The sequence below is a fragment of the Streptomyces sp. NPDC051051 genome (assembly GCF_040682975.1).
GTDB lineage: Bacteria > Actinomycetota > Actinomycetes > Streptomycetales > Streptomycetaceae > Streptomyces.
Genome location: NZ_JBFBCB010000042.1, coordinates 38,218 through 50,208 on the forward strand (window position 1 = coordinate 38,218; position 11,991 = coordinate 50,208).

The following is an 11,991-nucleotide window of genomic DNA, read 5'->3' on the forward strand; positions in this document are numbered from 1 at the left end:
CGCGCCGTCCGTCGTCGCGATCACGGCGGACGGCGCGCCACGCCCTCCACGTACGCCACACACCCGGAAGCGCGGGAGATCGTGTTCGACTTTCTTGAAGGCTACGACGTCCTCGCGGCGTTCTGGACGACGGTCAAACTGACCGTCTTCTCCGCCGTCGGCTCCCTGGTCTGGGGCACCCTGCTGGCCGCGATGCGCGTCAGCCCGGTCCCGCTGATGCGCGGGTTCGGCACCGCCTACGTCAACATCGTCCGGAACATCCCTCTGACGGTCATCATCGTCTTCACCTCGCTCGGCCTCGCCGACATCTTCGGTATGACGATGGGCGCGTCCGACGACTTCGCCCTCCAGGGCTTCCGCCTCGCGGTGCTCGGTCTGGTCGCCTACACGGCGGCCTTCGTCTGCGAGTCGATCCGGTCCGGCATCAACACCGTGCCCCTCGGTCAGGCCGAGGCGGCGCGCGCGATCGGGCTGAGCTTCAGCCAGACGCTGCGGCTCGTCATCCTGCCGCAGGCGTTCCGCTCGGTCATCGGCCCGCTGACCAACGTCCTGATCGCCCTGACCAAGAACACCACCGTGGCGGCCGCCATCAGCGTGGCCGAAGCCGCCTTCCTGATGAAGGAAATGATCGAGAACGAGGCCCAGACACTGGCCATCGGCGCGGTCTTCGCCTTCGGGTTCGTGGTCCTTACCCTTCCCACCGGCCTGCTGCTCGGCTGGCTCGGCAAGCGACTGGCGGTGAAGCGATGAGCTCGGTCCTCTACGACACCCCCGGGCCCCGCGCCAAACGGCGCAACGTGCTCCTCTCCGTCGTCTTCTTCGTGCTGCTCGCCCTGGCCCTGTGGTGGGTGTGGCAGAAGATGGACGACAAGAAGCAGCTCGAATGGGCCCTGTGGGAGCCGTTCACCACGTCCCAGGCCTGGACGACCTACCTGTTGCCGGGCCTCGCGAACACCATGAAGGCCGCGGCGCTCGCCATGGTCATCGCCCTTCCCCTGGGCGCACTCCTCGGCATCCTGCGGATGTCCGACCACCGCTGGGTGCGCGTCCCGGCCGGCGCGGTGGTCGAGTTCTTCCGGGCCATCCCGGTGCTGCTGCTGATGCTGTTCGCCAACGAGCTGTACGTCCGCTCCTCGGACATCACCAGCGAGGACCGTCCCCTGTACGCGGTCGTCACCGGCCTCGTGCTCTACAACGCCTCGGTGCTCGCCGAGGTCGTCCGGGCCGGCATCCTCTCCCTGCCCAGGGGGCAGACGGAGGCCGCGTTCGCGATCGGCCTGCGCAAGGGCCAGACGATGACCAGCATCCTGCTGCCGCAGGCCGTCACGGCGATGCTGCCGGCCATCGTCAGCCAGCTCGTGGTCATCGTGAAGGACACCGCGCTCGGCGGCGTGCTGCTCGGGTTCACCGAGCTGCTCAACGCCCGCAGCACACTCGCGGCGAACTACGCCAACGTCGTCCCCAGCTTCATCGTCGTGGCGCTCATCTACATCGTCGTCAACTTCGTCCTCACCTCCTTCGCCTCCTGGCTGGAGGCCCGGCTGCGCCGCAGCAAGCGCAGCACGGGCGCGGTGCTCGCCCCGGACGACGTCGAGGACAACCCCGCCGCGATCGCCGGCAGCTACGGAACGGGCCAGGCGGTCTGACCCTCGCTCACACGGCGTGACCTGTACGGAGGCAGTGGCGTGCGCGCCGCTGCCTCCGTCACTTGACGCGAGCTGTGGCAATGGGTTGCATACGTTCTGTGATCGTGCACCCTGCTCCTACCCCTTGTTCACCTACGTCCCTGAGGACACCGTCGCGGGCAGGGGGCACCACGCCGTGGACCCGGTGATCATCGTCGGAGCGGGGCCCGTCGGGCTCACGCTCGCCCTGGCTCTGGCGCGCCAGGAGGTGCCCTCGGTCGTCCTCGACGAGGGGCCGGGCAAGGACGAACCGCGGCTCGCGCGCACGGTCGTGCTCCGCGAGGACACCGCCGCCCTGATCGAGCGGCTCACCGGCGCCCCGCTCGCCGGGGCGGGCGTCCGCTGGGCCGGTTGGCGGTCGATGCGGCGCAAGCAGGTGACACAGGAGATCACGTTCGACGACGCCGACCCGGCTCCGCTGCACATCCCCCAGCACCTGCTGACCGACGCCCTGCGCGCGGCCCTGGCCGGCGAGCGGCTCGTCCGCGTCGCCGTGGAAAGCCGCCTGGACGGCGTCGAGCAGGAACCCTCCGGTGTCACGGCCCACACCCGCGGCCCCAAGGGCACCTGGTGGCGCGGCAGTTACCTGGTGGGCTGCGACGGCCCCCGCTCCACGGTCCGCAAGCTCCTCGACATCCGCTTCCCCGGCCGTACGGCGGTGGAGCGGCACGCCGTCGCCGCACTGCGCACGGAACTCCCCTGGGCCGACCGGGCGTTGCTCCATCGGACACCCCCGTGGCGGACCTCCGGCCCCTCCACCGGGGAGATCACCGGACGTCCGCTGCCGGAAGGCGTCTGGCGCCTGGACTGGCTGCTGCCGCCCGGCAAGGACCTCGTCACCCCCGAACTGCTGGTCGCCCGCGTCCGCGAGACCCTCGCGGGCTGGAACGGCGGCACCACCCCGGCGTACGAGCTGCTCGACACCGGTGTCCACACCGTCCACCACCGGCTGGCCCGCCGCTGGCGCGCCGGTCGGGTCTTCCTCGCCGGGGACGCCGCCCACCTCCTCGGTGCCTTCGGCACCCAGGGGCTGGACGAGGGCCTGCGGGATGCCGGCAACCTCGCCTGGAAGCTGGCCCTGGCCTGGCACCACGGCCCGCACGAGACGCTGCTCGACAGCTACCAGGCGGAGCGGCGCGCGGTCGTCGCCGCCCGGCTGCGCGCCGCCGACCAGATCCTGCCGACACTGCGCGGCGGTCCCGGCATAAGGGCGTACGTCCCCGGCGCCACCCGCGCCCACGACGCCCTGCTCACCGACGGTCACCTGGGGCGCGGCCAGCTGGGCGCGCCGGGCTCGTACGCCGGTTCCCCGCTCGCGCCCCGGAGCCTGGAGGCGGAGGTGCCGGTGGACACGGCCCCCGGCGCACCCGTCACGGACGTCCGCGTCACCGCCGAGGACGGCTCCTTCGTACGGCTGCGGGACCGGCTCGGCCGGAGAGCCCTGATCGTCCTGCTGATCGCGCCGGGCACCGGCGTCTGGGAGCGCCGGCACTGGGTGGGCGCGGGGATCATGCCCCGGCTCGCCGCCGCGGTGACGGCGCTGCCGAGCCCGGCCGAGCTGCTGGTCGCCGAGAGCTATCCGGGCGCGGCCGCCCACACCGTCCTGCTGATCCGGCCCGACGGCCACCTGGTCACCGCGCTGAGCGGGGTGCGTCCAGCCGATCTGTACGCGGCGGCGGAGGCGGCGGTGGGAGGAGCCGCGGAGGCCGAGGCGGGGGCCGGGGCCAGGTGAGGAGCCGCGGAAGCGGGGACAGGGTGGGAACCAGGTGAGAAGGGGCGGGAGCCGAGAGCCGGGGCCCGGTGACGTGACCGGAAGGGGCTGTGGGGCGGCACCGTCGACGAGGTGCCGGGCACCCCTGCCCGGTGCGATGATCCGCTGATCCGCCTCACCGCGGTCCACATGGTGACGGTCGGTTGACCGGCGCACCCCGGCATGGTCTACTCCCGATCGTGACCGACACCTGTGTGCGCCTGTGGCGGAGGGTCCATATGGACCTCGTCCGCTATGCGGGCTGCGTGTGTCGTCCGTCCTGCTGAACTCGCACCCCCTTTCCCCCGGCGCGCGCCACCGCGCTCTCGTGCGGCCGCACGCTCCCGCGAACGCCCCAGGACGGTACCCGTGTCTGTCTTCCCCTCCGCGTCCCCCGCTCTGTCCGCATCCGCCGCCACGCCCACGCAGGCGGACCTCCTCGACTTCGTACGGCGTACGGCCGCCGACACCGCGCTGATCGCCTCGCTCCCCCTCGATCCGGAAGGGCGCACCTGGGTGCGCCTCGAGGGCCCCGGCGGCAGCGAGGCCTGGCTGATCGGCTGGCCGCCCGGCACCGGCACCGGCTGGCACGACCACGCCGACTCGGTGGGCGCCTTCGTCACCGCCCGCGGCGAGCTGAAGGAGAACTCGCTCGCCGCGCGGCTGCCCACGGACGGCTGGAAGACCCTGGAACTGTCGGAGGGCGTGGACCGGGAGCGCCGGCTGTCGGCCGGCAGGGGCCGCGCCTTCGGACGCCACCACGTCCACGAGGTCCTCAACGAGTCCCTCGACGAGCACGCGGTCTCCGTGCACGCCTACCATCCGCCCCTGCCGAGGATCCGGCGGTACAGCCGCACGGGCCAGGTGCTGCGCCTGGAGCAGGTCGAGCGCCCCGAGGACTGGCAGTGAGCGGCGGCGCGGCGGGCGGTGACGTGGTGAAGGGTGCAGCGGGGAAGGACGAGCGGCCCGTGGGCATCGACGAGTTGCTGGAGCGGGTACGGGCCGGGTACGCGCGCATGGAGGCGCGGGAGGCTTACGAGGCCGCCCGCGCGGGCGAGGCACTCCTCGTGGACATCCGGTACGCGGCCCTGCGCGAGCGGGACGGGCTGATCCCCGGCGCCCTGGTCGTCGAGCGCAACGAACTGGAGTGGCGGCTCGACCCGCAGGGCAGCCACCGTGCCCCCGAGGCCACCGGTCACGACCTGCGGATCGTCGTGATCTGCAACGAGGGCTACGCGTCGAGCCTGGCGGCCGCGTCCCTGCACCGGCTGGGGCTCAGCCGGGCCACCGACCTCGTGGGCGGGTTCCAGGCGTGGCGGTCGACGGGGCTGCCGGTGACGTACTAGAGAACGGGCGTCTCGGGAACGGCCGCCGTGGCAGCAATCCTCCGGGACTCATCGGAGCGGGGGGAGTCGCGGGACGCGTGCGTGGGGTCAGACCTCGGGCGGGCAGTGCAGCGGGGGTGTCCGCATTATCCCTGGTCACCAACCGCACCCGGGTCTCCTCGTTCTTGTCGACCGTCACCCCCTGCGGGAAAGTCGGCGAGGCACGGCGTGACCACCCGACCTGACGGGTCGTCGACAAGGAACGGCGGGAGGGGAGGAGCCCACGCCTCCGTCTCCGCCGCACCGGCTCCCTCGGCCTCGGCCCGCCCTCGCCTCCGAAGAGTTCCGTGCCGGAGGTCAGAGATCCCCGTCCTCCAGGAATTCCGTGTCCTCGCCCTCCTCCTCGAGCGCCTGCCGGACCACTCGCAGGGCCATGCCCTGGGGATAGCCCTTGCGCGCGAGCATCCCGGCGAGACGCCGCAGCCGCTTGTCACGGTCGAGTCCGTGGGTCGAGCGCAGCTTGCGGGCGACCAGTTCGCGGGCGGTGGCCTCCTCCCGCTCGGAGTCGAGCTGGGCGACCGCCTCGCCGATCAGGGCCGGGTCGACGCCCTTGGTGCGCAGCTCCTGTGCGAGCGCGCGCCGGGCCAGACCGCGGCCGTGGTGCCGGGACTCCACCCAGGCGTCCGCGAAGGCGCTGTCGTTGATCAGTCCGACCTCCTCGAACCGCGAGAGCACCTCCTCCGCCACGTCGTCCGGGATCTCCCGCTTGTTCAGGGCGTCGGCGAGTTGCTTCCGGGTGCGCGGGGTCCCGGTGAGCAGGCGCAGGCAGATCGCCCGTGCCCGCTCAGCCGGGTCCCCTGAAGACTCCCCCTTCTCGGCCCTCGACGAGGCAGAGGTGTCTTCGTCCTCGGCGGACGGTTCTCCGAAGCCGCGCCGACGGCGCCCGCCCCGTGAACCGTCCTGGCCGCCGCGTCCTCCGCGGCGGCCACGGGACCGGCCTGCGTCGGCCGACCCGTCGTCCCCGCGGGACCCGCTGTCCGGCCGGTCTTCATCGCCCCGGGCCGGGCCGTCGCCGTCCCCGCTCCCCGGCAGGGGGAGGATTCCGGGGTGGGCGTCGTACTCGGCCCAGTCCGTTCGTCGTGTCACGGCTCGGCTCAGCTCTTGGCGGCCGCGGCCTTGGTCTTGGTGGCCTTGGCTGCGGAAGCGGGAACCGTCTTGGCCGCGTCAGCCGCCGGTGCGCCCGGGGCGGCCGCGTCATCCGCGCCCGTGGTCGTGGTCTCGGCGGGCTGCTCGGGGCGTACACCCACCCCCAGCTTCTCCTTGATCTTCCTCTCGATCTCGTTGGCGAGGTCGGGGTTGTCCTTGAGGAAGTTGCGGGCGTTCTCCTTGCCCTGGCCGAGTTGGTCGCCCTCGTACGTGTACCAGGCGCCGGCCTTGCGGACGAAGCCGTGCTCCACGCCCATGTCGATCAGGCCGCCCTCACGGCTGATGCCATGCCCGTAGAGGATGTCGAACTCGGCCTGCTTGAAGGGCGGCGCCACCTTGTTCTTGACGACCTTGACGCGGGTGCGGTTGCCGACCGCGTCGGTGCCGTCCTTCAGGGTCTCGATGCGCCGGATGTCGAGCCGCACGGAGGCGTAGAACTTCAGCGCCCGGCCACCGGTCGTGGTCTCCGGGGAGCCGAACATCACACCGATCTTCTCGCGGAGCTGGTTGATGAAGATCGCGGTGGTCTTGGACTGGTTGAGCGCGCTGGTGATCTTCCGCAGGGCCTGGCTCATCAGACGGGCCTGCAGACCCACGTGGCTGTCACCCATCTCGCCCTCGATCTCCGCACGCGGGACGAGCGCGGCGACGGAGTCGATGACGATCAGGTCGAGGGCCCCGGAGCGGACGAGCATGTCCACGATCTCCAGGGCCTGCTCGCCGTTGTCCGGCTGGGACAGGATCAGGTTGTCGATGTCCACGCCGAGCTTCTGCGCGTACTCGGGGTCGAGGGCGTGCTCGGCGTCCACGAACGCCACCTGGCCGCCGGCCTTCTGGGCGTTCGCCACCGCGTGCAGGGTCAGGGTCGTCTTGCCGGAGGACTCGGGTCCGTAGACCTCGATGACACGGCCGCGCGGCAGACCGCCGACGCCGAGGGCCACGTCGAGCGCGGTCGACCCGGTCGGGATGACCTCGATGGGCTCCTTCGACCGGTCGCCCATGCGCATGACCGCGCCCTTGCCGAATTGCCGTTCAATCTGTGCGAGTGCGGCGTCCAGGGCCTTCTCGCGGTCGGTGCCTGCCATGGGTTCCACCCGATTTGCTTGAGTCGATCGCTTCACGTCAAAGACGCTAACGCCTGCCACTGACAATGCGCCTCGACGCCGGCCCGGCCTGTGGATAACTCGGACATTTACCCTTTCAAACCGGGACGAAGTACCCGCCGATAGCTTCGCCGGAGCTTCCATCAGAATGGATGTTCGATTTTCATGTCAAGCGCACCGCGCGGCGCCTCCGAGCCTGCGTTCGCGCATCCGCAACGCCCCGGTCCCCGCCCCGGTCCCGTCGCGACGGACCATGCGAGACCTCTTGTCAGTCAGCTGATCCATGGGGGCGGACCTGCGCCAGGTGTCAGCGGGACCCTTCCCCCGGCCCGGCCGTCCGCTCCCGCGCCCTCGTCCACAGCTGTCGCGCGCGCGCGAGCGGATTCGGCCCCTCACCCCGTCTCCGGTGCCCGTGCACACGGGGATCGTCCGTGACGTCGTAGCGCTTCACATAGGCGCCGAGGAACGCCTGGAGCGTGGCGACCGCGGGGATCGAGATCAGTGCCCCGACCGCGCCGAGCAGCGCGGTGCCGGCGATGACCGAGCCGAAGGCCACGGCGGGGTGGATGTCGACGGTCTTCGAGGTGAGCTTCGGCTGCAGCACGTAGTTCTCGAACTGCTGGTAGACCACGACGAAGATCAGTACCCACAGCGCGTACCAGGGGTCGACCGTGAAGGCGATCAGCATGGGCAGCGCACCCGCGAGATAGGTGCCGATGGTCGGGATGAACTGCGAGACCACGCCGACCCACACGGCGAGCACGGGCGCGTAGGGGATACCGAGGATCTGGAGCAGTACGTAGTGCGCCACACCGGAGATCAGGGCCATCAGACCGCGTGAGTACAGGTAGCCGCCGGTCTTGTCGACGGCGATCTCCCACGCGCGCAGCACCTCGGCCTGCCGGGCGGGCGGCAGGATGGAACACAGGGCGCGCCTCAGCCGGGGCCCGTCGGCGGCGAAGTAGAACGAGAACAGTCCGATCGTCAGCAGCTGGAAGAGACCGCCGAGAACCTGCGTGGAGACGTCCAGGACGCCGGCCGCGCTGTTCTGCGCGTACTTCCTCAGCCAGTCGGAATGAAGCAGGCCCTCCTGGATGTCGACCCGCCTGAGGTCGGTGTGGAAGGTGGTGTTGACCCAGTTGATCACCGAGTCGAGGTACTGCGGGAAGCCCTCGATCATCTTGATGATCTGCCCGGCGAGCATCGAACCGAGCAGCGTGAAGAAGCCGGCGAACACGATCAGCAGGCCGAAGAAGACGAGGAAGGTGGCGAGCCCCCTGCGTATGCCGCGCGCCGCCATCCGGCTCACCGCCGGTTCGACGGCGAGGGCGAGGAAGAAGGCGATGAGGATGTTGATCAGCAGGCCGATGACCTGGTGGAAGGCCCAGGTTCCCAACTGGAACGCGCCGACCAGGGCGAGTGCGAGCACCATCGCGCGCGGGAGCCAGCGCGGCATCCGCGCGCTCGGCGCGGTGTCGGTGCCGGACGGCGGCCGAGTGGGCGGCGTCGGGCCCGACGGGGGTGCCTGCGGGCCGACGCGCCCGTTCTCGTCAGTGGGTGCCACAGACCAAGTCTCGCCCACGCCACCGACAATCGGTGACCCCCCTGCGATCTTCCCGTCGCATCAGTGCCTCTCCCGCGGAACGTTCATCACCGCGCACACCACACGCCAGACGTCCTTGGCGTCCCAGCCGGCCGCCAGCGCCTCGTGCACGGTGCGCCCGCCGAGTTCCGTCATCACGTGATCGCGCGCGAAGGTCTCGGCGTACCCCGTGCCGAAGTGCTCCGCCATCCGCTGCCAGAAGACCGTCAACCGCATGACACCAGTATCCCGCGCCCGGGGGTGGCCACGGCCGGGACCGCCTGCGGAGACCGCTTTGCGGCCTACGGTCTGACCCATGGTCGAATCCGGAGCATCCCCACTCCCCCCGACGCCGTCGGCGCCCTCCCCGCTCTTCCGCGCCGAGCACTTCGTCTGGCTCACCGCGCGCGTGCTGGAACAGCGTCTCTTCGCGCACCACTTCCTCCATGGCGCCGCCGACCCCGTGGAGACGGCACTCGACGCGTACCGCAACGAGGACGGCGGATACGGCCACGCGCTCGAGCCCGATCTCCGCGGCCCCGTCAGCCAGCCCCTGCACACCGCCCGCGCCCTGCACGTCCTGGACTCGCTCGGCCGCTGCGGCGGGCAGCGCGCGGAACGGGTGTGCCGCTACCTCACCTCCGTCTCCACCTCCGACGGGGCGCTCCCGGCGGTCCTTCCCAGCCAACGCGGCTACCCCGCCGCCCCGTTCGCCCCGATCGTGGACGACCCGCCCAGCGAACTGCTGGCGACCGGTCCGGTGGTCGGTCTGCTGCACCGCAACGAGGTCTGGCACGCCTGGCTCTTCAGGGCGACGGACTTCTGCTGGCGGGCGGTCGACTCCCTGGAGACGTCCCACCCGTACGAGATCCAGGCCGCCGTGGTCTTCCTGGACTCCGCCTCGGACCGCCCGCGCGCGGAGGCGGCCGCCGACCGCCTGGGCCGCCTGGTGCGCGAGCAGCGGCTCGCCGTGCTCGACCCGGACCGCCGGGACGCTTACCCCGTCGCCCCCGGCTACGCGCCCGGCGAGCACCACTTCCCGTACGACTACGCGAAGACACCGGGTTCGCTCGCGCGGGCGTGGTTCACCGACGCCGAGATGGCGGGCGCCCTGGACTTCCTCACCGGCGAGCAGCGGGAGGACGGCGGCTGGCCGATCCGGTGGCGCCGGTGGGCGCCGGGCACGGAGCTGGAGTCCCGCCCGGTGGTGACGATCGAAGCGCTGAGCACCCTCCGGTCGTACGGCCGCGCCATCGGCTGACCCGGCGCGCCGGCACGGGACGGGACCCACGAGGACACCCGCCCTCCCCCTCCCTCACCCGCCCAGGGCCCGTACCCCCGCCGTGACCGCCACGGCCGCCGCGACGACGAGCAGGAACGGCGCTCGCAGGACGAGCGCCACGGCGGCCGCGGCGAGCCCTGCGGCCTTGGCGTCCAGCACGAGGGACTGGCCGTCGGCGAAGGTCTGCTGCGCCGTGAGGGCGGCCAGCAGGGCGACGGGGAGCAGGGCCGCGAGCCGCCGGACCAGAGGCCGTTCCAGCACCCCGGCGGGCACGAGCAGACCGGTGAGCTTGACGGCGTAGCAGCCGAGGGCGGTCGCACCGATCGCGATCCAGACGTTCACCGGCGCCCCTCCTCCGCCTCGCCGCGCGCGCGGCCCTGACGTCGGCCCTCGGCCCACAGGGCGAGCGGCGCGGCGAGAGCGGCCACCAGGACGGGCACGCCGCCGGGCAGGACGGGCAGCAGGCCGAGTCCGAGCAGGACCGCGAGCGCCGCGGCGACCCGCTCGGTGGTGGACTTCAGCATGGGCGCGAGCAACGCGAGGAAGACGGCCGGGCCGGCCGCGTCGAGCCCCCACGCGTCGGTGTCCCCGATGGCTTCCGCACCGAGGGCGCCCAGCAGGGTGGTGAGGTTCCACAGCACGTACAGGCTGAGCCCGGTCACGGCGAACCCGATCCGCGCGCCTCGTCGATCGCGTTGCGCCAGCGAGACGGCTGTGGTCTCGTCGATCACCCACTGTGCGGCGAAGGGGCGCACCGCGCGCGGGAGTGCCAGCAACTGCGACAGGCGCAGACCGTAGAAGGCGTTGCGGACGCCGAGGAAGAAGGCGCCGGCGGCCGCCGTGAACGGATTGCCGCCCGCCGCGAGCGCCCCGACGAGCGCGAACTGGGACGCGCCGGTGAACACCAGGAGGCTGAGCGCGCAGGTCTGCCACACCGTGAGTCCGCCGCCCGCCGAGGTCACTCCGAAGGCGAACCCGGAGAGTCCGACGGCGATCCCGACCCCGAGGGCGTCCCGAACGACGGCGGCGTCCGGCCTTCCTCCCCGGTCGTCGTCCCGTATGTCTGCGAGAGCTGTCTGTTCTGCCACCTGTCGGACGGTAGGAGCAGTCCGTCCCGCGCGTCTTGTACGTTCTTGCGCTCCCGCTGGTACGCCCCCGGCGGCACGCCCACGATCCTGGCGAAGTGACGGTTGAGGTGCGGCTGATCGGTGAACCCCACCGCGAGCGCCGCCTCCGCCGGGGCGGTCCCGGCGTCCAGCAGCCGCCGCGCCCGCCTGACCCGGGTGTCGGTGAGCCAGGTGTGCGGCGGCATCCCGTAGGCGTCCCGGAACGCCCGCAGCAGGGCGAAGGGGCTCGTCCCGAGGTCGCCCGCGAGCCGCTCCAGGGTCGGCGGATCGACGAGCCGCTCCTCCAGCACGGCACGCGCGCGTGCCGCCGTGCGGGCCCCGGCCGTGCGCACCTGCCGGTCGGGCAGCGTCCCGCCGTTCAGCCGCAGCAGCCGTGTCACGGCGACCCGCAGCAGGGTGTCGGCGGCGAGCGCGTTGCCCTCGTCGGCGGCCCGGAGGACCTGGTGCACGAGCGCGACGGCGTACGGATCGTCGAGCACGGGGCTGACGAACCCCGGAGTACCCCGCAGGGTCGTCGTCTCCGCGGCGATCCCGGCCACGAGTCCGGGCGACGGGTACACCGCGCCGTACCGCCAGCCCTCGGGCACACCGGCCCGTCCGGTGTGCGGGGTGTCGGGATTGACCAGAGCGAGCGTTCCCGCACCCGCGTACTGGTCACCTCCCCGGTGCTGGAAGACCTCCACCCCCTCCGCGATCCCCGCGATCACGAAGTGCTCGTGCGTGTGCCGCACGAAATTCTTCCGCACGTACCGGGCCCGCAGCAGGTCCACACCGGGCAGTTCCGCGTACTGCCAGTGCCGCGCCACCTCACGAGTTCCCGCCACACCCCCATTCTCCGCGACGCGAACCCGAGACCTCCGGCTGACTCCGCTCCGCGCCGGGCGGCACTCTCGCTTCGCCCCGCCGTACCCGCGATCCGCCGCCGTTCCGG

At 72.1% G+C, this 11,991-nt stretch carries 14 protein-coding genes; 7 read left to right on the top strand and 7 right to left on the bottom strand.

Annotated features, from left to right (window positions below):
• Positions 1–81: 81 nt before the first annotated feature.
• The 6 genes from AB0N31_RS27425 (at position 82) to AB0N31_RS27450 (ending at position 4,781) form a co-directional block, all read left to right on the top strand.
• The gene (locus AB0N31_RS27425) at positions 82–750 is read left to right on the top strand and encodes an amino acid ABC transporter permease (RefSeq protein ID WP_366061104.1); all 669 of its coding nucleotides are present in this window, start codon (positions 82–84) and stop codon (positions 748–750) included.
• The gene (locus tag AB0N31_RS27430) at positions 747–1,646 is read left to right on the top strand and encodes an amino acid ABC transporter permease (protein ID WP_366061105.1); all 900 of its coding nucleotides are present in this window, start codon (positions 747–749) and stop codon (positions 1,644–1,646) included. The genes AB0N31_RS27425 and AB0N31_RS27430 overlap by 4 nt, the downstream gene beginning before the upstream one ends.
• A gap of 175 nt (positions 1,647–1,821) precedes the next feature.
• Positions 1,822–3,417, top strand: a complete 1,596-nt coding sequence (locus AB0N31_RS27435; protein WP_366061129.1) for an FAD-dependent monooxygenase — start codon at positions 1,822–1,824, stop codon at positions 3,415–3,417.
• A gap of 233 nt (positions 3,418–3,650) precedes the next feature.
• Positions 3,651–3,722 carry a putative leader peptide gene (locus tag AB0N31_RS27440; protein ID WP_309544753.1) on the top strand — a complete coding sequence of 24 codons (72 nt, stop codon included), beginning with the start codon at positions 3,651–3,653 and terminating at the stop codon, positions 3,720–3,722.
• A gap of 82 nt (positions 3,723–3,804) precedes the next feature.
• Positions 3,805–4,344, top strand: a complete 540-nt coding sequence (locus AB0N31_RS27445) for a cysteine dioxygenase (protein ID WP_366061106.1) — start codon at positions 3,805–3,807, stop codon at positions 4,342–4,344.
• A 23-nt stretch (positions 4,345–4,367) separates the two neighbouring features.
• Positions 4,368–4,781 carry a rhodanese-like domain-containing protein gene (locus AB0N31_RS27450; RefSeq protein ID WP_366061130.1) on the top strand — a complete coding sequence of 138 codons (414 nt, stop codon included), beginning with the start codon at positions 4,368–4,370 and terminating at the stop codon, positions 4,779–4,781.
• A gap of 336 nt (positions 4,782–5,117) precedes the next feature.
• Here the strand turns inward: AB0N31_RS27450 and recX are convergent, their stop codons facing one another.
• The 4 genes from recX to AB0N31_RS27470 form a co-directional block, all read right to left on the bottom strand.
• Positions 5,118–5,906 carry a recombination regulator RecX gene (gene recX, locus AB0N31_RS27455; RefSeq protein WP_366061107.1) on the bottom strand — a complete coding sequence of 263 codons (789 nt, stop codon included), beginning with the start codon at positions 5,904–5,906 and terminating at the stop codon, positions 5,118–5,120.
• 8 nt (positions 5,907–5,914) lie between these two features.
• Entirely contained in the window at positions 5,915–7,051 is a 1,137-nt protein-coding gene (gene recA / locus AB0N31_RS27460; RefSeq protein ID WP_366061108.1) for a recombinase RecA, read from the bottom strand.
• Positions 7,052–7,376: 325 nt separating this feature from the next.
• Positions 7,377–8,633: an AI-2E family transporter gene (locus AB0N31_RS27465; RefSeq protein WP_366061109.1), complete on the bottom strand. Its 1,257-nt coding sequence runs from the start codon at positions 8,631–8,633 to the stop codon at positions 7,377–7,379.
• Between the two features lie 60 nt (positions 8,634–8,693).
• Complete coding sequence (locus AB0N31_RS27470; RefSeq protein ID WP_366061110.1) at positions 8,694–8,888, bottom strand: DUF3046 domain-containing protein; 195 nt, start codon at positions 8,886–8,888, stop codon at positions 8,694–8,696.
• 79 nt (positions 8,889–8,967) lie between these two features.
• On the opposite strand from AB0N31_RS27470, the gene AB0N31_RS27475 reads away from it, so the two are divergent.
• A complete protein-coding gene (locus tag AB0N31_RS27475) occupies positions 8,968–9,912 on the top strand; it encodes a hypothetical protein (protein WP_366061111.1) in 945 nt (314 codons plus the stop codon).
• A gap of 54 nt (positions 9,913–9,966) precedes the next feature.
• Here the strand turns inward: AB0N31_RS27475 and AB0N31_RS27480 are convergent, their stop codons facing one another.
• Genes AB0N31_RS27480 through AB0N31_RS27490 form a run of 3 tightly spaced genes read right to left on the bottom strand, consistent with a single transcriptional unit; the run spans position 9,967 to position 11,884 of the window.
• Positions 9,967–10,275 (bottom strand): AzlD domain-containing protein, encoded by a 309-nt coding sequence (locus AB0N31_RS27480; protein ID WP_366061112.1) that lies wholly within the window; start codon positions 10,273–10,275, stop codon positions 9,967–9,969.
• Positions 10,272–10,994 carry an AzlC family ABC transporter permease gene (locus AB0N31_RS27485; protein WP_366061131.1) on the bottom strand — a complete coding sequence of 241 codons (723 nt, stop codon included), beginning with the start codon at positions 10,992–10,994 and terminating at the stop codon, positions 10,272–10,274. The genes AB0N31_RS27480 and AB0N31_RS27485 overlap by 4 nt, the downstream gene beginning before the upstream one ends.
• Positions 10,892–11,884, bottom strand: coding sequence for an AraC family transcriptional regulator (locus AB0N31_RS27490; RefSeq protein ID WP_366061113.1), 993 nt, complete (start codon positions 11,882–11,884; stop codon positions 10,892–10,894). The genes AB0N31_RS27485 and AB0N31_RS27490 overlap by 103 nt, the downstream gene beginning before the upstream one ends.
• Positions 11,885–11,991: the final 107 nt, after the last annotated feature.